Here is a 19737-nt window from a genome sequence, read left to right as displayed (position 1 = left end):
GCCGCCGATGGGGGCTTGTTGCAGCTTAGTCTTCGATCACCGCATTGGTGAAGACTTCCTGCACGTCGTCCAGGTTTTCCAGGGCGTCGAGCAGTTTCTGCATCTTGGCCGCGTCGTCGCCGGCAAAGCTGACTTCGTTCTGCGGCTTCATCACCACGTCGGCCACTTCCGCCTTGAAGCCGGCGGCTTCCAGTGCGGCCTTGACCGCCGAGAAATCGTTGGGCGGGCAGGTGACTTCGATCGAACCGTCGTCGTTGGTGACGACGTCGTCGGCGCCGGCTTCGAGCGCGGCTTCCATCAGCTTGTCTTCCGGCGTGCCGGGGGCATACAGGAACTGGCCGCAGTGGGTGAACATGAACGCCACCGAACCTTCGGTGCCCATGTTGCCGCCGTGCTTGGAGAACGCATGGCGCACTTCGGCCACGGTGCGGGTGCGGTTGTCGGTCAGGCAGTCGACGATGATGGCCGCGCCGGCCAGGCCGTAGCCCTCGTAGCGGATCTCTTCGTAGTTGGCGCCTTCCATGCCGCCCACGCCGCGCTGGATCGCGCGCTGGATGTTGTCCTTGGGCATGTTCGCGTCCATGGCCTTGTCGATCGACAGGCGCAGGCGCGGGTTGGAGTCGACATCGCCGCCGCCGAGCTTGGCGGCAACGGTGATTTCCTTGATCAGGCGGGTCCAGATCTTGCCGCGCTTGGCGTCAGCGGCGGCCTTCTTGTGTTTGATATTGGCCCATTTCGAGTGACCGGCCATGATTCTCTCCGAAGCGGAATGCGGTGATCTGCGGTGATGTTGTGCGGGGTTGCCATGCGCGCCGTGGCCGGGGTGGCAAAGCCCTCGGACAGCGCGCGCCAGGTGACGGATATGCCTGGCGGCTGGCTATAATCAGCCCAGGATTTTATCACGCGGGCCTGCCCGCGCCGCTGCCGTGGCGAGTCCCGCGGTGCCAGACCTCAAAACCCCAGGAGCATCATGGCCGACCCCATCCTCATCGCCAAGAACGCCGAACATGAACTGGTGCTGCTGCCGCAGATGGGCAACCGGCACGGGCTGATCACCGGCGCCACCGGCACCGGCAAGACCGTCACGCTGCAGACCCTGGCGCAGGGCTTCTCGCGACTGGGCGTGCCGGTCTTCATGGCGGACGTCAAAGGTGACTTGACCGGCATTTCGCAGGCCGGCCAGCCGTCCGACAAGCTAAAACAGCGCCTGGCCGACCTGAACCTGCCGGAGCCGGCATGGGGCGCGTGCCCGACCACGCTGTGGGACGTGTTCGGCGAGAAGGGCCACCCGGTGCGCGCCACGGTCTCGCACATGGGCCCGCTGCTGCTGTCGCGCATGCTGGAGTTGAACGACACCCAGCAGGGCGTGCTGAACCTGGTGTTCCGCATTGCCGACGCCAATGGCCTGCTGCTGCTCGACGCCAAGGACCTGCGCGCCATGCTGCAGTACGTCGGCGACAACGCCGGCCAGTTCACCACCGAGTACGGCAATATCTCGGCCGCCTCGGTCGGCGCCATCCAGCGCGGGCTGATCGCGCTGGAATCGCAGGGCGGGGACGTCTTCTTCGGCGAGCCGATGCTGAACCTGGAAGACTTCATCCAGACCGAGAAGGGCCAGGGCGTGGTCAATATCCTGGCCGCCGACAAGCTGATGAACGCGCCGCGGCTGTACGCGACCTTCTTGCTGTGGATGCTGTCCGAGCTGTTCGAGAAGCTGCCCGAGGCCGGCGACCTGGACAAGCCCAAGCTGGTGTTCTTCTTCGACGAGGCCCACCTGCTGTTCAACGATGCGCCCAAGGCGCTGCTCGACAAGATCGAGCAGGTGGTGCGGCTGGTGCGTTCCAAGGGCGTGGGCGTGTACTTCGTCACGCAGAACCCGATCGACATCCCCGACACCGTGCTGGGCCAGCTGGGCAACCGCGTGCAGCATGCGCTGCGCGCCTTTACCCCGCGCGACCAGAAGGCGGTCAAGGTGGCGGCCACCACCATGCGCGCCAACCCCAAGCTGGACCTGGAAACCGCGATCAGCGAACTGGGCGTGGGCGAGGCCCTGGTGTCGTTCCTTGACGCCAAGGGCACGCCCTGCGTGACCGAGCGCGCCTGGGTGCTGGCACCGGGCAGCCGCATCGGCCCGGCGACGGAGGAAGAGCGCAGGCAGCTGATTGCAAGTTCGCTGGTGGCGGGCACCTACGAGAAGACCGTGGATCGCGAATCCGCCTATGAAAAGCTGCGCGGCAGCGTGGCGACGGTCGGCAATGGCAACGGCAAGGGCGCTGGCGGCGCGCCGGCGGGGCAGCCAGCGGGCGAGCAGGACAGCGGCTGGCTCGGCACGGCCGGCGACATCTTCGGCACGCTGACCAAGGGCACCGGCAAGACCGGCCGCGGCGATTCGATCCTGGAGTCGATGGCCAAGTCGGCCGCGCGCACGGTGGGCTCGCAGGTCGGGCGCGAGCTGATCCGCGGCGTGCTGGGGAGCCTGCTGGGCAAGAAGAAGTAAAGACCCGGACTGACGCAATGACGGAAAGGGCCGCGCGAAGCGGCCCTTTTCCTTAGCGGCGCTGCGCTTGTTGCTGCGCCTTGGCCGCTGCCGCATCCTCGCGCATCTTGCGCGCGAACATCCGCGCGAAGAACCACCCCATGCCGATGATGAAGACGATCACGCCCAGGCTCATCAGGCCGGTGCTGGTACTGAACAGGATCTTGAAGGCTTCCATGCTTGGCTCCCTTTGCTTTGGCGATGGCCGCCGGCGAGGTCTCGCCGGCGCCTGCCGCCAGTGTAGGGAGCCCTGTGGCGCGGACTATTGAGGCCGGTCAAGCGCAAGCCAGCCCGCCGCGCGCCACTCAGTTCTTGGTGCCGAACAGGCGGTCGCCCGCATCGCCCAGGCCCGGCACGATGTAGGCGTGCTCGTCGAGATGGCTGTCGAGCGAGGCCACGAACAGCTGCACGTTCGGATGCGCCTTCTGGAACACCTCCACGCCCTCGGGCGCCGCCACCAGCGCAACGAAGGTGATGGCCTCGTCCTTCACGCCGCGCCGCTTGAGCACATCCACGGCATGCGCAGCCGAATAGCCCGTGGCGACCATCGGGTCGCACAGGATGAAGCTGCGGTCCTCCACGTCGGGCAGGCGCACCAGGTATTCCACCGGCCGGTGCTGCTCGTCGCGGTACACGCCGATATGGCCGATGCGCGCCGACGGGATCAGCTCGACCAGGCCGTCGCTCATGCCCACCCCCGCGCGCAGCACTGGCACGATGGTCAGCTTCTTGCCGGCGATCACCGGCGCGTCCAGCTCCACCAGCGGCGTCTCGATGCGGCGCGTGGTCAGCGGCAGGTTGCGGGTGATCTCATAGCCCATCAGCAGCGTGATCTCGCGCAGCAGTTCGCGGAAGGTGCGCGTCGACGTTTCCTTGTCGCGCATGTGCGAGAGCTTGTGCTGGATCAGCGGGTGGTCGAGGATGAACAGGTTGGGAAAGCGCGGGTCTTGTTTCATGGCTGGCGGCGAGGGCTCGGCGGGATAGGGGCAAGCAGGTGAAGCGGGCGGCGAGATCGGGTCGACCAGCGCGCCGCGCCGTTGCAGCCGGATTGTAATGGAAGCGGGCCGTCCTGCCCGTGGCTTCGCTTTCGGGACCCGCCACGTCAGCGCCGCCGGCGGGCTCCCTGAACTGCCGGGAGCGTCCGGCGGCGCCTTGCGCTAGTCGAGCGCGCGGTTCTTCGACTCGATATCCACCATGTAGATGGCGATTGCCGCCACGGCAAGAAATGACGAAAGCAGCGCAAGGGCGAGGGTGAACTGGCTGGCCATGATCGGTGCAATGATGGACGGCGCGAACAGGCCGCCAAAGCGCGCCATCGCACCCGCAGTGCCCATCCCGCTGGCCCGCAGGTCGGTCGGGTACACCTCGGGCGTGAAGGCGTAGAGGGCGCCCCAGGTACCGAGGAGCGAGAAGCTCATCAGCAGGGTCGAGCCGACGATAAGCGCGGTGGACGTACCCAGGCTGTAGAGCATGCAGCCTGCCGCGCTGAGCAGCAGGAAGCCGATCAGGGTCGGCTTGCGGCCCCAGCGCTCGACGCCGTGCGCGGCCAGCGCGAACCCGGGAAGCTGCACCAGCGCGAGCACGATCAGGAAGACCTGGCCGCGCATGAAGCCAAAGCCCTGGCCCGCCAGCTTGACCGGCAGATAGACGAAGACGCCGTAGTAGGCGATCGAGATGAGCGCCCAGGCGGCAAGCAGGCAGATGGTGCGGCGCCGGCATCCGCGCGCGAACAGCGCAAAGACCGACTTGCGCTCCATCGGCTGCGGCTCCAGGTTGCCGATTTCAACGGACACGCGATTGGCGGTGGCGACACGCTGCAGCACCGCGCGCGCCTCGGCCGAGCGTCCCGATTTATTCAGGTAGAGCGGAGACTCGGGAACAAAGAAACGGAACACCACGCCGACCAGGGCGGGGATGCCCGTGACGAGGAAGATCAGCCGCCAGGCATCATTGCCTCGCGACACGGCGATCAGCGCAAGAATGGCGAGCAGGATCGTGCCGACGGCCCAGAACGACTCCAGCAGGACCAGCCAGCGACCGCGCCGGTCCGAGGGCAGGAACTCGGCCATCATGGTGTAGTCGACCGGCAGCGTGCCGCCAACGCCGATGCCGGTCAGGAAACGCAGCAACAGCAGCCACTGGAAGTCCGGTGCAAAGGCTGAAGCGACACCGCAGATGGCGTCGATGACCACCGCCATCATCAGCACTGGCCGGCGTCCGATCCTGTCAGCCAGCCGGCCGAACACGAAAGCGCCGATCAGCATGCCGACAAAGAACATCGTCCCGGTCTGCAAGGCCGTCGGTACGGGAATGCCAAACGTCGCCGCGATCGACGGCGCGGTGAAGCCGATCGACAGCACCTGCATCGCGTCAGCGAGCCAGACCAGGCCGAAGATGACAAAGAGCCGATACTGGAACCGGCCGACGCCGGCCGCGCGGATGCCTTGCTCGATCGTGATGGTTTGAGACGACGCTCCCCTCGCGCTGGGCTGCGGAGCCGAGCCTAGCGTGACTTCCGGGATGGTCGTTGTTGCCATGGATGAAATTGATGACGACATGTTGTCTACCTGTCTTTATAGGCTGGTTCTTGAACTCGGACGCACACGTTTATCGAAGCGGGGCCAGACGGTACTGACTAATGCGTGATGATCACACCGGGGCAGTCGCACCGAATTGCAACGAAACGTGGTGAGTACTCCAATTGGCGAGGCTGGAACTAACCTGGTAGCACGCTCGCGACACCTGCTTGATTCTGATACGACATAGTCACTCCTTGTTGTCTACCCTTGGTTGGTCCAGGCCCGGCCTCCCGGTCGGCGCTGCGGGGGACTATGCAAGCCCCGGGCCAGCGCTTCCGGTGATGTAAAGGGCCAATCTTTTAGTTTTGTTGTCTCGTCTGCCGCTTGCGGCGCGCCGTCCTTGTGCGGGGAGGCACCGCTGCGAGCCACGCGGCACTCATGTAGTGCGCACTACATGATCGTTCAGCGTAAGCTACATGAAACTGGCGGGCAAGGCCGAATTGCGTTTTCCCTCCTCGGGGTTTTCCCGCGCGTGGCGCGCATGGCGCCGGCGCGGGAATGCACGTGTCCCTGCCCGGTGGCGAAGCGCCTTGCCAGGCACGGCGTAGGTGCGGTCAGCGTGGATGCGGAAGGCCGGCGCGCCGGCCCCGCAAGGTCTGGATTAGTCCTAGTGGGCAGGCGCCGCGCGCAGGCGCGCGACGGTGTTCTCCAGGTCCTGCCATGCGGGTTTGTCGGGCGCAAAGCGCGCGCGCAGGTACTGCGTCAGTTGCGCGATCTGCTGGTCGTCGAGCGTGTCGGCATAGGCCGGCATCGCCCCCAGTTCGCTGTTGGGCGGTGCCGGCATGCCTTGCAGCAGCACCTGGATCACGTTGTCCGGCAGCTTGCTGTGCAGGTTCGTATTGAGCGCCAGCGAAGGCTTGACGCCGAACTGGGCGATGCCCTGGTCCGACTGGTGGCAGACCGCGCATGCGCTCTGGTACAGGCGTTCGCCGGGACCGCCCAGGGTGCGCGCGGCCTGCGCGCTGCGCTGCTCGATCTGCGCTGCCTGTGCGGCCAGTACGGCAGGCGAGGGCGCTGGCGTGCCGAACGAGGCCACGTAGTGCGCAATCGCGCGCACGTCGGACTCAGGCAGTTGCGCCAGTTCCTCGACCACCGGTGCCATCGGTCCGGCCGCGGCGCCATGGTGCGGTGCATAGCCGCCGCGCAGGTAGGTGAACAGCGCCGCTTCGGTCCAGGGCAGCGGTGCTTGCGACAGCGCGGTCAGAGGCGGCGCTTCCCAGCCTTCGGCGCTGCCGCCGGTCAGGTACTGGCGGCCGCCCTTTTCGCCGCCGAGCGCGTTGCGCGGCGAATGGCAGGCGCTGCAGTGGCCCAGCCCTTCAGCCAGGTACGCGCCGCGATTCCATTGCGCGGAGCGCGACGGGTCCGGTGTAAAGCGCTCGTTGCGATGGAACAGCAGGTTCCAGCCGGCCAGCAGCGGGCGCACGTTGAAGGGGAACGCCAGCTGCGTCTGCGGGACTTCGGCTTTCACCGGCTCTGCCGACATCAGGTACCCGTATAGCGCCTGCATGTCGCCGTCGCTGATCTTCGCGAATGCGGTGTACGGGAACGCGGGATACAGGCGGCGCCCGTCGCGGTGGATGCCCTCGCGCATGGCGCGCTCGAACGCGGCGAAGGACCAGTTGCCGATGCCGGTCTGCACATCCGGGGTGATATTGGTGCTGTAGACCGTGCCGAAGGGCGTCTCCAGCGGCAGGCCGCCGGCGTTCTTCACGCCGCCCGGCACGGTATGGCAAACCGCACAGTCTCCCGCGGCGGCCACCAGCCGGCCGCGTTCGAGCGTGGCGGCGGAATAGAAGCCCGCTTCGGGCGGCGCCACCGGTGCGATCGGCGCGCGCCAGGGCAGCAGCGTGGCGCACACGCCCGCAGCGGCAGCGGCGGCTGCGGCGATCCAGCCGCGCTTGCTGCGCTGGTTGCCGGGCCTGGCCTCGGCCAGCGCCAGGCGGATGCGGTCGGCGCTGAAGGGCGGCGCGCGCAGGCGCACGCCGGTGGCATCGTAGATGGCATTGGCCACGGCCGCGGCGGCGGGCATGGTGCCGGTCGGGCTGGCAGCCAGCGCGTCATGCGGGGCGAGCGTGCCGGCCAGGCGGACTTCCGGCAGGGCGCTGCCCGGCACGGCTGGCAGCGCCGGCCTGGCAGATGGCGCCTCGGCCGGCCAGGTGTCGAAGGCGGGCGTGGCCGACGTCAGCTGCAGGGCAGCATCGGCCACGGCCAGCTCGAGCGAGCGCGCGGACGGCGCGGCTTGCGCGCGCGGCAGCGATTCACTGTCATGCCCCACCGTCACGCGCGTGACCGCCAGCTCGCCGGTGGTGCTGTCGACCTCGACCTCGGCCACCCATGCCGACCAGGTCTGCCCGGCTTCGTGATCGATGGTGTGGGCATAGGCAAAGCCGCGGCCGCGCTGTACGTTGCCTGCCGCTGTGTTGGCGCGGGGCGCGGCCGGCGTCCAGGCGGCGCGCTCGGCCACTTGCCGTACCAGTGCCGTGCCGCGCGCATCGTCGAGATGCGCCAGCCGCAGCGCGACCGGATCGGTGCCGGAGGCGGCGGCAAGCTCGTCGAGATGGGATTCCCGGGCGAACACCTGGGCCCGGGCGGCCGCCAGTGGCGCGGCATCGAACGCGGCGGCGTTGCCTGTCGCAACCAGGTCGACATGCGGGATGCGATAGGGCGGCATGGCGGTGTCGCCAGCATGGTCGGCATCGATGCCGTCCGCCACGGGCGATGCCGTATGCGTCAGCCACAGCGCCAGCGATACGGCCGGGGCGGCGGTGCCCGCCAGCGTTGCGGCGTAGGCTTCGATGGCAGTGCCGGCCAGCGCGGTGTCGACGCGCATATCGAGCGCGGCATCGGCAAGACCCAGGTCGGCGGCACACAGCCGACGCATCACGGGCAGTCCGGCGGCGTGGGCCAGCAGCGCCGCGTCGGCGGCGGCGTGCGGCGCGAGCAGGGCGGGGTCCGCGCGGTCGTCGGGCGCCTGCCAGCAGGCCAGCACCACCTGTTGCTGCGCGATGCCCAGCAGCGCGGCAAGCTCGGCGCGCAGCGCGCCAGGGCGCGTGCTCGGCAGCCACACGGTCAGCTTGCCGTCGCGCCAGTCGGCGACGGCCGTGCAATACGCCTCGCCGCGGGTGCCGGCCAGCGGCCACTGGTAGTGCTGCGTGTGGCGCGCAGCGCCGCCGGCCAGCACCGCATCGGCATTGCCGCGCCGGGCCAGCGCGTGGCGCGTTACCGGCGCGTCGCCGGCGCGGGGCGGGGCGGACCATCGTGCCTGCAGCGCCTGGATTGCGTTGGCGGCCTGTGCGCCGGAAGCCGCCGCCACGCCGGCAAAGTTGTTGCGGATGACGACCGCGCGCACGCCCGGCAGCGCCAGCGCGGCCTCGCGCTGCGCGCCCAGCAGGCGTGCCGCCAGCGGCTTGCCGTCGATCCAGCGCAGGCCAGGCGGTGTCAGCACCCGGGCAACCAGGCAGTCGGCGGCGGGCGGCGGCATGCTGCCCGCGACCGCGGTCGCAGGGGTGGCCTGGGGCACGAGTCCTTCGTTCACGATGCGGCCCCCGCGGCCGCTTGCCGTTGCAGCATCGCGGCACGTTGCACCGCGCGCACGATTTCCACGTGGGTGCCGCAGCGGCACAGGTTGAAGCGCAGCGCCTCGCGGATCTGGGCCTCATCGGGATCGGGATTCTGCGCGAGCAGCGCCTTGGCGGTCATGATCATGCCATTCAGGCAATAGCCGCATTGCGCGGCCTGCTCGTCGATAAACGCTTGCTGCACCGGGTCGGGCTGCGCATCGGTGCCCAGTCCTTCCAGCGTGGTGACGGCGTGCCCGACCACGGCCCTGACCGGCAGCACGCAGGCGCGCGCCGGCATGCCGTCCACCAGCACCGTGCAGGCGCCGCACTGGCCCAGGCCGCAGCCGTACTTGGGCCCGTTGCAGCACAGGTCGTTGCGCAGGATGTAGAGCAGCGGCGTGTCAGGGGCCACGCTCAGCGTGTGCTCGGCGTGATTGACTTGCAGCGTCAGGGGGCGGGGCGTGTTCATCGGGGGCTTGGGGGCGGTTTGAACATCACGCATCGCTGCGCCGCGCCCCTTCGATGAGGGGCTGCGGCGGGCAGGGTTGGTCAGGCGTCAGGCCGCTGCGGACAGCGTCCCGGTCCCGGCCGACACCAGCGGCACGTTGAAGACATCGTAGCCGAAACACCAGTCGGGGTTCTCGTTGCTGCGCAGCCAGGTGTTGTTGTGCGAGACCAGCTGGACCTTGCTTGCGCGCTCGTTGCGGTTCGCTTCATACAGCGCGAATGCCGAGGCGAAGTCGTCCACGCCGGTCTCGGTGAAGCAACGCGTAAGCATCGCGGCATCCTCGATCGCCATCGCGGCGCCTTGTGCCATGTGCGGCTTCATCGGGTGGCAGGCATCGCCGAGCAGCACCAGGCGGCCCCGGCTCCACAACGGCAGCGGGTCGCGCTCCAGCAGCGGCCACTTGGTCACTTCGACGGTGCCTTCGATCAGCGACTGCACACCCTCGTGCCAGCCGTCGAATGCGGCGCGCATTTCCTCGATGCTGCTCGGCACCCAGCTCTTGCTCATGTCCCAGTCGGGCTCGGGCACGCCGGTGACGTAGTAGATCTCGTCGAGCTTGCTGGTATCGAAGTAGACCATCATGTGGCGGTCGTCGGTCCACCACTTGGTGCAGCGCTCATGCGTGAAGCCCTTGACGCGCGAGATCGGGAACACCGCGCGATGCGCCACGTAACCGGTGTACTTGGGCGGCTCGGCGCCCAGCAGCGTCTCGCGGATGCGCGAGTTGACGCCGTCCGCGCCGATCACGATGTCGGCCTCTTCGACCGTGCCGTCGGTGAAGCGCAACTGCACCACGTCGCCCTGGTCGGTGACGCTGTCCAGCTTCTTGTTGAAGAACAGCGTGTCGGGCGCCACGGCGTCGGTCAGCAGCTTGTGGAAGTCGCCGCGGTGCACGGTCAGGTAGCTGGCGCCGTAGTGGCGCTCCGCGTAGTCGCCCAGCGGGATCTGCGCGATCACCGCGCCGCTCAGGCCGTCGCGGCTGTACCAGTAGTCGGGGTGGCAGCCCATGTCGTTGAGCGCGTCCTCGATGCCGATGCGCCGCATGATCTTCATCACGTTGGGCCCCACATGGATGCCCGCGCCCAGGCGCGAGAACGCCGGTGCCTGTTCATACAGCCTGACTTGGAAGCCGGCTCGCTGCAGCAGGGCGGCCGCGGCCGTCCCTCCGAGTCCGGCGCCGACAACTGCGATTCGCGGTTTGCCTTGCACGTTCTTTCTCCTGGCAATGACACAAGGTCGATGGGGGCTGGGGCGGCCACTCGGCCGACCGTTGAAAACGAGTGTACACACTCAAAATATCAAAGTAAAAGAAGAAATTGATGAACCTATGGAAAACCCTTACTGAAACGTGAAGACGCTCACACATCGCGCTGTATCGATGAATTTCTGCGCAAAAATAGGGGCTGGTTAGTTAAGTATGCACTGAACGAGTGAATTCGCGGCGATGCAGATTCTGTTTGCCTAGATAAAGTGTGTACACTACAATCAATCGCAGCATGCAGGGCCGCCAGGGCGAAGCAGGCAGGGTAGACAGACAAACAGATGACGGAGTCGACAGTGCAGAAAGTTTTCCGAATCGGCCAGATCGTGCCGAGCTCCAACACCACCATGGAAACCGAGATCCCGGCGATGCTGGCCGCGCGCCAGCTGGTGCGCCCGGAACGCTTCACCTTTCACTCAAGCCGGATGCGGATGAAGAAGGTGGTCAAGGAAGAGCTGGCGGCCATGGACGCCGAATCCGACCGCTGCGCGGTGGAACTGAGCGACGCCCGCGTCGACGTGCTCGGCTACGCCTGCCTGGTCGCCATCATGGCCATGGGCCACGGCTACCACCGCGTGTCCGAGCAGCGCCTGCAGGCGCATACCGCCGAGAACGGCGGCGACGCGCCGGTGATCACCAGCGCCGGCGCGCTGGTGGATGCGCTCAAGGTGATGGGCGCGAAGCGCATCGCCGTGGTGGCACCCTATATGAAGCCGCTGACCGAGCTGGTGGTCGACTACATCCGCAATGAAGGCTATGAGGTGGTCGACTACCGCGCGCTGGAAATCCCCGACAACCTTGAGGTGGGCCGCCATGACCCGGCGCGGCTGCCGGAGATCGTCGCGCAGATGAATACGGCCGACGCCGATGTCATCGTGCTGTCGGCGTGCGTGCAGATGCCGTCGCTGCCGGCCGTGGCCAAGGTCGAGGCAATGACCGGCAAGCCTGTGGTCACCGCCGCCGTCGCCACCACCTATGCGCTGCTGAAGCGGCTGGGGCTGGAGCCGGTGGTGCCGGGCGCCGGCGCGCTGCTGTCGGGCGCGTACTGAAGGGGGCGGCCATGGCAGACAGCACCTTTCTCTACGGCGCCAACGTGAACGCCAACGGCATCCGCCAGCACTACCTGCGCTATGGCGGGCAGGGCGGCGCGCGCGCGCAGCGCGATGCCGTCATCATCGTGCCGGGCATCACCAGCCCGGCGGTGACCTGGGGCTTTGTCGGCGAGCAGTTCGGGCGGCAGTTCGATACCTATGTGCTCGACGTGCGCGGCCGCGGCCTGTCGCAGGCCGGCGCTGAGCTGGACTACTGCCTCGATGCGCAGGCTGCCGATGTGATCGCGTTTGCCAAAGCGCTTGGCTTGCAGCGCTACGCCATCGTCGGCCATTCGATGGGCGCGCGCATCGGCATCCGCGCCGCGCGCAGCAAGCCGGCAGGCCTGACGCGCCTGGTGCTGGTCGATCCGCCGGTGTCGGGCCCGGGCCGCCGCCCGTATCCGTCGCAACTGCCGTGGTACATCGATTCGATCCGGCTGGCGCAGCAGGGCATCGACGTGGAAGGCATGCGCCGCTTCTGCCCGACCTGGACCGAGGACCAGCTGCGCCTGCGCGCGCAATGGCTGCATACCTGCGACGAGCGCGCGATCCTGGCCAGCTTCAATGGCTTCCATGAGGACGATATCCACGCCGACCTGCCGCACGTCGCCGTGCCGGCCCTGCTGATGACCGCCGGCCGCGGCGACGTGATCCGCGAGGAAGACGTGCAGGAGATGCGCAAGCTGCTGCCCGCGCTGCTGCTTGCGCATGTCGCCAACGCCGGCCACATGATCCCGTGGGACGACGAGGGCGGCTTCTACCGCGCCTTCGGCGATTTCCTGGGTGCGGCGCTGAACTGATCAAGGAGCGAACATGCCCGTAAGCGATTACGACCTGACCGCGGCGTGGAAGCAGGTGCTGACGCTGTCGAAGCTTGAGCCGGGACAGACCGTCACCGTGCTGACCGGCGCCGCCACGCATCCGCAGACGCTGCGCACCGCGATGGTGGCGGCGGCATCGATGGGCGCCATCGTCAACCGGCTCGACCTGCCGCCGGTCAACGGCGAAAAGGCGCTCAGCCGCGACGCGCTGGCCTACCTCGGTACCACGCCGCTCACCGGCAATCCCGCCGCCATCGCTGCGCTCAAGGCGAGCGACCTGGTGCTGGACCTGATGACGCTGCTGTTCTCGCCCGAGCAGCACGAGATCCTGGCGCAAGGTACCAGGATCCTGCTCGCGGTGGAGCCGCCCGAAGTGCTGGCGCGGCTGGTGCCGACCGAGGCCGATCGCGCCCGCGTCAAAGCGGCGACAGCGCGGCTGGGCAAGGCGCGCGAGATGCATATCGTGTCCGACGCCGGCATGGACCTGCGCTGCCGCCTGGGCGAATTCCCGGCGATCAGCGAGTACGGCTTTGTCGACGAGCCCGGCCGCTGGGACCACTGGCCGAGCGGCTTCGTGCTGACCTGGCCGGACGAGGGCGGCACCAACGGCACCATCGTGCTGGACCGCGGCGACATCCTGCTGCCGATGAAGTCCTATCTCCAGGCGCCGATCCGCATCACGGTCGAAGCCGGCTACGTGCGCAGCATCGAAGGCGGCGTGGACGCCGAGCTGCTGGCCGACTACATGGCCTCGTTCAACGACCCCGAGGCCTATGCCATGTCGCATATCGGCTGGGGGCTGCAGCCGCGCGCCAGCTGGTCGGCGCTGGCGATGTACGACCGCGAGGCCACCATCGGCATGGATGCGCGTGCCTACGAGGGCAACTTCCTGTGCTCGTTCGGTCCCAACAACGAAGCCGGCGGCAGCCGCACCACCGCCTGCCATATCGATATCCCGGTGCGCCACTGCACCGTCAGCCTGGACGGCGAGCCGGTGGTGGTGCGCGGCAAGGTGATGGACGGCCACCACGCGCCGGTCGCTTCTCTCTACAAGGACGCGCGCCATGGATGACGCCGTGCAGACTTACCAGCGTCAGGGCTTCGGCGCGTCGATGGAACTGAAGGCCCCATACGGCCTGCTGATCATCGACTTCGTCAACGGCTTCGCCGATCCGGCGGTGTTCGGCGGCGGCAATATCCCCGAGGCGATCCGCAATACCCAGCCGCTGCTGCGCAGCGCGCGCGAGCAGGGTTGGCCGGTGGCGCATAGCCGCATCGTGTTTGCCGACGACGACAGCGACCACAATATCTTCACGCTGAAGGTACCGGGCATGCTGACGCTGAAGGAGGATGGCCACAACAGCAAGATCGTGCCGGAGCTGGCCCCCGCGCCGGGAGAGCTGGTGGTGCGCAAGACCGTGCCGTCGGCGTTCTTCGGTACCTCGCTGGCGGCGTGGCTGACGCAGCGCGGCGTGCAGACGCTGCTGGTGGCGGGGTGCGTCACCAGCGGCTGCGTGCGCGCCAGCGTGGTCGACGCGATGTCGCTGGGCTTCCGCCCGCTGGTGGTGTCGGATTGCGTAGGCGACCGCGCGCTGGGTCCGCATGACGCCAACCTGTTCGACATGGCGCAGAAATACGCCACCGTGCTGACGCGCGACGAGGCGCTGGCGCAGGTTGCCGGCGTGCGCGCCGCCGCCTGAGGCGTGGCGATGCGGCCAGGCCTGGCGTCAGCCTGCCGCCGCGCGCCGGCCGCGGGCCGGTTTGCGCGGCGCGGCCGGCGGCGCCACATCCACATCCGGCACCGCGCCGGGCACGGCCACCGCGCGCAGCACCGTCTGCTGGATCACATCGCGCCAGTGCGCCAGCGCGGGCGGGCTCATCATGGGTTCGCCCAGGAAGGCGCTGAGCGTATGATGGTTGGAGTTGTAGAAGTAGCCAAGCGAAGCGATCACCATATAGACATCGCGCGCGCCCGCATCGGGCCGGAACAGCCCCGCGGCCTTGCCGCGCGCGAGGATGCCGTCGAGCACCGACAGCGCGTAGCTGGAGATCTCGCGCAGCCGCACCGACTTCTTCGCGTGCTTGCCCTGGCTCATGTTCTCGCTGATCAGGATGGCGACGAACTCCGGATGGTCGAGGTAGTACTGCCAGACGAAGTCGATCAGCTGCGACAGCGCGCGCACGGGGTCGGCAGCGTCGAGCTCATGTTCCAGCTGCTGCTCGGCTTCATTGAGCTGCAGGTAGATGGTCTCCAGCACTTCAACAAACAGCTTTTCCTTGCTGCCGAAGTAGTAATAGATCATCCGGTCGTAGGTCTTGGCCAGCGACGAGATGCGTTCGATGCGGCCCCCGTCGTAGCCGCGCTGGGCGAAGACCTTGATCGCAGCCTTCAGGATGCGGTCGCGGCTGTCCTGCGCTTGCCTGGCCCGCGTGCCGGCTGGCGCCCGCTTTGCGGTTGGCTTGGGCGCGGTCGTGATCGTCATGGTCGATGCTTGGGCTATTCCACTGTTGGCTTGCAGTATAACGGGCGCCCCGGGGCGCAGCCGGTGAAGGAGATGGCAGAACGATGACGGCAACCAACCTGCAACCCGCGGCACAGGCCGACGCCGACACGCCCCGCACGCTGCGGCTGGCGCTGCTGCAGGCCACCGGCGTGCTGCTGGTGACGCGCGCCCCGCAGGCGGCGCCGCGGCCCGCGCCGGGCCAGCCCGGCGCGGCTTCGGACTACGTGCCGGCGCTGCCGGACATCTTCATTGCCGTGCGCGACAGCGGCGAGGTGCTGGCCTTCAACGGCCACGTCGACCTGGGCACCGGCATCCGCACGGCGCTGGCGCAGATCGTGGCCGAAGAACTCGACGTGCCGCTCGAACGCGTACGCATGGTGCTTGGCCATACCGAAGCCACCCCCAACCAGGGTCCCACTATCGCCAGCGCATCGATCCAGATCTCGGCGCTGCCGTTGCGCCGCGCCGCGGCACAGGCCCGTGCGTGGCTGCAGGCGCGTGCCGCGCAGCACCTCGGCGTAGAGGCCGGCAGGCTGGAGGCAGAGGACGGCATGTTCCGCGATCCCGGCACGCAGGCCAGCATCGGCTATGGCGCGCTGCTTGCCGGCGAGCACCTGGAACTGCCGCTGGCCGAAGACATACCGACCAAGCCGGTCGAGTCCTACCGCATCGTCGGCCGCGCCGCGGGCCGCGTCGATATTCCCGGCAAGGTGCGCGGCGCGCTGACTTTTGTCCACGACGTGCGCGTGCCCGGCATGCTGCATGGCCGCGTGGTGCGGCCCCCATATGCGGGGCGCGACAGCGGCGACTTTGTCGGCAACAGCCTGCTGGAAGTCGACCGCGACTCCGTGCGCGATATACCCGGCCTGGTCGATGTGGTGGTGCGGGGCGATTTTGTCGGCGTGGTGGCCGAGCGCGAGGAATACGCGGTGCAGGCCGCGCGCCGGCTGCGCGTGCGCTGGAAGCCGGTGCCGCCGCTGCCCGCGCTGGACGATCCGGAGCCCGCGCTGCGCGCCAACCCCGCCACGCGGCGCGAGTTGCTGTCCGACGGCGAGCCGCCGGCAAGCGGCGCCGGCAAGGTCTTGCAGCGGCGCTTCGTCTGGCCGTACCAGATGCATGGCTCGATCGGCCCGTCATGCGCGGTGGCCGACTGGCATGACGATGGCCTGACGGTGTGGTCCGGCACGCAAAACCCGCATGTGCTGCGCATCGACCTGGCCAGGCTGTGCGGGCTCGGCGAAGACCGCATCGAGGTCGTGCGCATGGAGGCCGCCGGCTGCTACGGGCGCAACTGCGCCGACGATGTCTGCGCCGACGCGGCACTGCTGGCGCGCGCGGTCGGGCGGCCCGTGCGCGTGCAGCTATCGCGCGAACAGGAACACCTGTGGGAGCCCAAGGGCGCGGCCCAATTGATGGACGTCAGCGCTACGCTGGGGCCGGACGGCGCGCTGCTTGGCTATGACTTCACCAGCCGCTATCCGTCCAACGATGCGCCCACGCTGGCGCTGGTGCTGACCGGTGCCGTGCCCAACGCGCCGCGCACGCTGGAGATGGGCGATCGCACCGCCGTGCCGCCATACGCGTATGGCGCGCGCCGCATCGGTTGCGACGACACTCCCGCGATCGTGCGCGCGTCCTGGCTGCGTGGCGTGTCGGCGCTGCCCAATGCGTTTGCGCATGAGTGCGTGATCGATGAGCTGGCGGCAGAGGCGGGTGCCGATCCCGTGGATTTCCGGTTGCGGCACCTGCCGGATGAACGTGCCGCGGCCTTGCTGCGTGCCGTGGCTGAAGCGGCTGGCTGGCAGCGGGGCGTGGCCGGGTCGCGGGGCATCGCGGATGCCGATGGCCGGCTGCGCGGCCGGGGCGTGGCCTATGCCCGCTATATCCACAGCCGTTTCCCGGGCTTCGGCGCAGCCTGGTCGGCCTGGGTGGTGGACCTGGCGGTGGATGCCGGCAGCGGCCGCATCACCATCGAGAAGGTGGTGGTCGGGCAGGATACCGGCATGATGGTCAATCCCGACGGCGTACGCCACCAGATCCACGGCAACGTGGTGCAGACCATCAGCCGGGTGCTGAAGGAGCAGGTGCGCTTCGATGCGGATGGGGTCGCCAGCCGCGAATGGGGCAGCTATCCGCTGCTGACCTTCCCGGAAATCCCGCCGATTGAAGTGGTGCTGATGCCGCGCCAGTCGGAGCCGCCGCTGGGCGCGGGCGAATCGGCCTCGCTGCCGGGCGCGCCGGCGCTTGCCAATGCCTTGTTCGATGCGCTGGGGGTGCGGCTGCGCCGGCCGCCGTTCGTCCCTGAGACGGTGCTGGCGGCGCTGAAAAGCTGACTGTTTGCTCCCTCTCCCGCAAGCGGGAGAGGGGAGAAAACCCTCGGCGTCCGTGGACCCTAGACGCCGTTCCCCTCGTCGATCTCACTCATCTTGCGCAGCAGGTAAGTCACCGCCACACGCTCGGCCGGATTCAGGCTGCCGAAGGTCTGCTCCGAGATCTCCTTCGCAAACGGCACGGTCTCGTCGATCAGTGCCAGCCCGTCGGGCGTGACCGTCACCACCACCTTGCGCCGGTCATTGGGATCGTGCGACACCGCAATCAGCTCACGCGACTTCAGCCGGTCGATGATGCCCCGCACCGTGGCCTGGTCGATGGCGGTGGCGCGCACCACCTCGTTCATCGAACACGGCTGGCGGTCCCTGACCGCGCACAGCACCACGAACTGCGCCGCGGTCAGCTGCGAATCCGGGATGGTCTGCTGGAAGATCGCCACATGGCGCTGGTAGGCGCGCCGCAGCAGGTGGCCCACCTGTTCGGTGAAGTCGTAGTCTGCGGCGGTCTTGCCGGAAGGCGGGTCGGAGGGCTGGGGCACGAACCTGGTGCAGTGGGTAAGGTGACCCAGAGTATACCGAGGAAGGGGGCAGGAAAGGTGGCCGGGAAGGTGGCCGGGGCCGCCGGGGTGACGCCCGATGCCATTGCGTCTTTTCGAATACAATCGTCGGGTCGTTTCGCGGGGCCCACGTGCCCGCCCGCTTTCCCCCTGTATTCCCCCGTGCCCGCCTCCCAGAAGTCTCTCGCCGCACCTGCCGCGCTGCCGTCGCCGCAGCGCTCGGGCCTTGTCATCGCCGCCGTCGGCGCGGTGCTGTTCTCCGCCAAGGCGATCGTCGCCAAGCTGATGTACCGCTACAACGTCGATGCGGTGATGGTGATCACGCTGCGCATGCTGTTCGCGGTGCCGCTGTTCATGGCGATCGGCTGGTGGCAGTCGCGCCGGCTGGCGCCGCTGTCGTGGGCGGATCGCGGCCGCGTGGTGTTTCTCGGCTTTATCGGCTACTACCTGTCGAGCTTCCTCGATTTCATCGGCCTGCAATACATCACCGCCGGGCTGGAGCGGCTGATCCTGTTCCTGACGCCGTCGTTCGTGCTGCTGGCCACCGCGCTGGTGTTCCGCCGGCCGATCGCCATGCGCCAGTGGCTGTCGCTGCTGCTGGCCTACGCCGGCATCGTGCTGGTATTCGCGCATGACCTGGACGTCAGCGGCAGCCAGGTGTGGCTGGGCGGCGCGCTGGTGCTGGGCAGCGCCATGACCTATGGTATCTACCTGATCCTGAGCGGCGAGCTGGTGCGGCGTATCGGCTCGCTGCGGCTGGTGGCGTATGCGATGTGCGTCTCGACCGCCTGCTGCGTGATCCAGTACCTGGTGCTGGGCCGGCCGGTGGCGGAATTGGCGCAGCCGGCTCCGGTGATGTGGCTGTCACTCGTCAATGCGGTGTTCTGCACCGTGCTGCCGGTGTCGCTGACCATGGTGGCGGTGTCGCGCATCGGCGCGCCGATGGCGTCGCAGGCGGGCATGATCGGCCCGGTGTCGACCCTGTTCCTGGCCTTCTGGCTGCTGGGCGAGCCCATCAGCGGCGTGCAGCTGGCCGGCAGCGCGCTGGTGATGGGCGGCATGTATTTGCTGTCGGCAAGAAAGACGTGATTCCGGGCCGGCCCCGGGGCTGGCCCGCCAAAGACAACAGACAAAGGAGAAGGACATGGATCTGGGACTGCGCGGCAAGCATGCGCTGGTATGCGGCGCCAGCAAGGGCCTGGGCTTTGCCTGCGCCGACGCGCTGGCGGCCGAGGGCGTCGACGTGGTGATCGTGGCGCGCGGCGCCGAGGCGCTGGAGAAGGCCGCCGCCGGCCTGCGCGCGCGCCATGGCCGCCGCGTGATCGCGGTGGCGACCGACATCACCACGCCCGAAGGCCGCAAGGCGGCGCTGGACGCGGTGGCCAAGCTGGGCGATCTCGACATCCTGGTGAACAACGCCGGAGGCCCGCCGCCGGGCAACTTCCGCGACTGGGAGCGCAGCGACTGGCTGGCCGCGCTCGACGCCAACATGCTGACCCCGATCGAGCTGATCAAGGCCACCGTCGACGGCATGATCGCGCGCCAGTGGGGCCGCATCATCAATATCACCAGCGGCGCGGTCAAGGCGCCGATCGATGTGCTGGGCCTGTCTAATGGCGCGCGCTCGGGCCTGACCGGCTTTGTCGCGGGCGTGGCGCGCGAAGTGGCGCAGCACGGCGTGACCATCAACAACCTGCTGCCGGGCCCGTTCAACACCGACCGCCTGCTCAAGACCATGGAAGGCGGGGCCAAGAAGGCTGGCCTGAGCGTCGATGAGGTGGCGCAGCGCCGCGCCGCGGCGAACCCGTCGCGCCGCTTCGGCGAGCCGGCCGAGTTCGGCGCCACCTGCGCCTTCCTGTGCAGCCGTCATGCCGGCTACATCACCGGGCAGAACATCCTGCTCGATGGCGGCGCCTATCCGGGCACCTTCTGATCCCGCTGCTTTCTCCTGTTTCCTGACGTTCACCGACCCCGCAACAAGGAACCCCTG

At 68.3% G+C, this 19737-nt stretch carries 17 protein-coding genes; 8 read left to right on the top strand and 9 right to left on the bottom strand.

Annotated features, from left to right (window positions below):
* Positions 1 to 25: 25 nt before the first annotated feature.
* Positions 26 to 751, bottom strand: coding sequence for a YebC/PmpR family DNA-binding transcriptional regulator (locus AC3WLF_RS04270; RefSeq protein WP_010812905.1), 726 nt, complete (start codon positions 749 to 751; stop codon positions 26 to 28).
* A gap of 219 nt (positions 752 to 970) precedes the next feature.
* On the opposite strand from AC3WLF_RS04270, the gene AC3WLF_RS04265 reads away from it, so the two are divergent.
* Entirely contained in the window at positions 971 to 2497 is a 1527-nt protein-coding gene (locus AC3WLF_RS04265; protein WP_492351766.1) for a helicase HerA-like C-terminal domain-containing protein, read from the top strand.
* A 52-nt stretch (positions 2498 to 2549) separates the two neighbouring features.
* On the opposite strand, the gene AC3WLF_RS04260 is transcribed toward AC3WLF_RS04265, so the two are convergent.
* The 6 genes from AC3WLF_RS04260 to AC3WLF_RS04235 all read right to left on the bottom strand — a co-directional run bounded on the left by AC3WLF_RS04260 (position 2550) and on the right by AC3WLF_RS04235 (position 10392).
* Positions 2550 to 2714, bottom strand: a complete 165-nt coding sequence (locus tag AC3WLF_RS04260) for a DUF3149 domain-containing protein (protein ID WP_010812903.1) — start codon at positions 2712 to 2714, stop codon at positions 2550 to 2552.
* A gap of 127 nt (positions 2715 to 2841) precedes the next feature.
* Entirely contained in the window at positions 2842 to 3492 is a 651-nt protein-coding gene (gene upp, locus AC3WLF_RS04255) for a uracil phosphoribosyltransferase (protein WP_010812902.1), read from the bottom strand.
* Positions 3493 to 3693: 201 nt separating this feature from the next.
* Positions 3694 to 5094, bottom strand: coding sequence for an MFS transporter (locus tag AC3WLF_RS04250; protein WP_492321435.1), 1401 nt, complete (start codon positions 5092 to 5094; stop codon positions 3694 to 3696).
* Between the two features lie 628 nt (positions 5095 to 5722).
* Positions 5723 to 8596, bottom strand: a complete 2874-nt coding sequence (locus AC3WLF_RS04245) for a c-type cytochrome (protein WP_492357928.1) — start codon at positions 8594 to 8596, stop codon at positions 5723 to 5725.
* A gap of 50 nt (positions 8597 to 8646) precedes the next feature.
* Entirely contained in the window at positions 8647 to 9144 is a 498-nt protein-coding gene (locus AC3WLF_RS04240) for a (2Fe-2S)-binding protein (RefSeq protein WP_492321436.1), read from the bottom strand.
* An 87-nt stretch (positions 9145 to 9231) separates the two neighbouring features.
* Positions 9232 to 10392 carry an FAD-dependent monooxygenase gene (locus AC3WLF_RS04235; RefSeq protein WP_492321437.1) on the bottom strand — a complete coding sequence of 387 codons (1161 nt, stop codon included), beginning with the start codon at positions 10390 to 10392 and terminating at the stop codon, positions 9232 to 9234.
* Positions 10393 to 10740: 348 nt separating this feature from the next.
* Between AC3WLF_RS04235 and AC3WLF_RS04230 the strand changes: the two genes are divergently transcribed.
* The 4 genes from AC3WLF_RS04230 to AC3WLF_RS04215 are packed head-to-tail and all read left to right on the top strand — an operon-like array spanning position 10741 to position 14056.
* Positions 10741 to 11493: a maleate cis-trans isomerase family protein gene (locus AC3WLF_RS04230; RefSeq protein WP_010812897.1), complete on the top strand. Its 753-nt coding sequence runs from the start codon at positions 10741 to 10743 to the stop codon at positions 11491 to 11493.
* A gap of 11 nt (positions 11494 to 11504) precedes the next feature.
* Positions 11505 to 12335: an alpha/beta fold hydrolase gene (locus AC3WLF_RS04225; protein WP_492353427.1), complete on the top strand. Its 831-nt coding sequence runs from the start codon at positions 11505 to 11507 to the stop codon at positions 12333 to 12335.
* A 13-nt stretch (positions 12336 to 12348) separates the two neighbouring features.
* Positions 12349 to 13428 carry a 2,5-dihydroxypyridine 5,6-dioxygenase NicX family protein gene (locus AC3WLF_RS04220; RefSeq protein WP_492357878.1) on the top strand — a complete coding sequence of 360 codons (1080 nt, stop codon included), beginning with the start codon at positions 12349 to 12351 and terminating at the stop codon, positions 13426 to 13428.
* Positions 13421 to 14056 (top strand): N-carbamoylsarcosine amidohydrolase, encoded by a 636-nt coding sequence (locus AC3WLF_RS04215; protein ID WP_492353429.1) that lies wholly within the window; start codon positions 13421 to 13423, stop codon positions 14054 to 14056. The genes AC3WLF_RS04220 and AC3WLF_RS04215 overlap by 8 nt, the downstream gene beginning before the upstream one ends.
* Positions 14057 to 14083: 27 nt before the next feature.
* Here AC3WLF_RS04215 and AC3WLF_RS04210 read toward each other — a convergent pair whose 3' ends face one another.
* Positions 14084 to 14839: a TetR/AcrR family transcriptional regulator gene (locus tag AC3WLF_RS04210; protein WP_492353430.1), complete on the bottom strand. Its 756-nt coding sequence runs from the start codon at positions 14837 to 14839 to the stop codon at positions 14084 to 14086.
* Between the two features lie 83 nt (positions 14840 to 14922).
* Here AC3WLF_RS04210 and AC3WLF_RS04205 point away from each other — a divergent pair, with 83 nt between their 5' ends.
* On the top strand, positions 14923 to 17193 hold the full coding sequence (locus AC3WLF_RS04205; protein ID WP_492321442.1) for a xanthine dehydrogenase family protein molybdopterin-binding subunit: 2271 nt from the start codon (positions 14923 to 14925) through the stop codon (positions 17191 to 17193).
* A gap of 59 nt (positions 17194 to 17252) precedes the next feature.
* Here the strand turns inward: AC3WLF_RS04205 and AC3WLF_RS04200 are convergent, their stop codons facing one another.
* Positions 17253 to 17729, bottom strand: coding sequence for a MarR family winged helix-turn-helix transcriptional regulator (locus tag AC3WLF_RS04200; RefSeq protein ID WP_011614798.1), 477 nt, complete (start codon positions 17727 to 17729; stop codon positions 17253 to 17255).
* 219 nt (positions 17730 to 17948) lie between these two features.
* Here AC3WLF_RS04200 and AC3WLF_RS04195 point away from each other — a divergent pair, with 219 nt between their 5' ends.
* Together AC3WLF_RS04195 and AC3WLF_RS04190 are read left to right on the top strand one after the other, a co-directional pair.
* On the top strand, positions 17949 to 18836 hold the full coding sequence (locus AC3WLF_RS04195) for a DMT family transporter (RefSeq protein WP_492353020.1): 888 nt from the start codon (positions 17949 to 17951) through the stop codon (positions 18834 to 18836).
* Positions 18837 to 18891: 55 nt separating this feature from the next.
* Positions 18892 to 19680 carry an SDR family oxidoreductase gene (locus tag AC3WLF_RS04190; protein ID WP_492321721.1) on the top strand — a complete coding sequence of 263 codons (789 nt, stop codon included), beginning with the start codon at positions 18892 to 18894 and terminating at the stop codon, positions 19678 to 19680.
* The last annotated feature ends 57 nt before the right edge of the window (positions 19681 to 19737 follow it).

The organism is Cupriavidus sp. FW306-01-F10A (assembly GCF_058782785.1).
The sequence above is the reverse complement of the archived record's forward strand: the minus strand, read 5'-3'. Positions and strand labels throughout refer to the sequence as shown.

Bases quoted from the DNA above. Each gene is read 5' to 3' on its own strand.
- AC3WLF_RS04265 (WP_492351766.1), top strand. From the start codon at position 971: ATGGCCGACCCCATCCTCATCGCCAAGAACGCCGAACATGAACTGGTG.
- AC3WLF_RS04250 (WP_492321435.1), bottom strand. From the start codon at position 5,094: ATGTCGTCATCAATTTCATCCATGGCAACAACGACCATCCCGGAAGTC.
- AC3WLF_RS04205 (WP_492321442.1), top strand. From the start codon at position 14,923: ATGACGGCAACCAACCTGCAACCCGCGGCACAGGCCGACGCCGACACG.
- AC3WLF_RS04225 (WP_492353427.1), top strand. From the start codon at position 11,505: ATGGCAGACAGCACCTTTCTCTACGGCGCCAACGTGAACGCCAACGGC.
- AC3WLF_RS04240 (WP_492321436.1), bottom strand. From the start codon at position 9,144: ATGAACACGCCCCGCCCCCTGACGCTGCAAGTCAATCACGCCGAGCAC.
- AC3WLF_RS04260 (WP_010812903.1), bottom strand. From the start codon at position 2,714: ATGGAAGCCTTCAAGATCCTGTTCAGTACCAGCACCGGCCTGATGAGC.
- upp (WP_010812902.1), bottom strand. From the start codon at position 3,492: ATGAAACAAGACCCGCGCTTTCCCAACCTGTTCATCCTCGACCACCCG.
- AC3WLF_RS04220 (WP_492357878.1), top strand. From the start codon at position 12,349: ATGCCCGTAAGCGATTACGACCTGACCGCGGCGTGGAAGCAGGTGCTG.
- AC3WLF_RS04210 (WP_492353430.1), bottom strand. From the start codon at position 14,839: ATGACGATCACGACCGCGCCCAAGCCAACCGCAAAGCGGGCGCCAGCC.
- AC3WLF_RS04190 (WP_492321721.1), top strand. From the start codon at position 18,892: ATGGATCTGGGACTGCGCGGCAAGCATGCGCTGGTATGCGGCGCCAGC.
- AC3WLF_RS04245 (WP_492357928.1), bottom strand. From the start codon at position 8,596: ATGCCGCCGCCCGCCGCCGACTGCCTGGTTGCCCGGGTGCTGACACCG.
- AC3WLF_RS04270 (WP_010812905.1), bottom strand. From the start codon at position 751: ATGGCCGGTCACTCGAAATGGGCCAATATCAAACACAAGAAGGCCGCC.
- AC3WLF_RS04215 (WP_492353429.1), top strand. From the start codon at position 13,421: ATGGATGACGCCGTGCAGACTTACCAGCGTCAGGGCTTCGGCGCGTCG.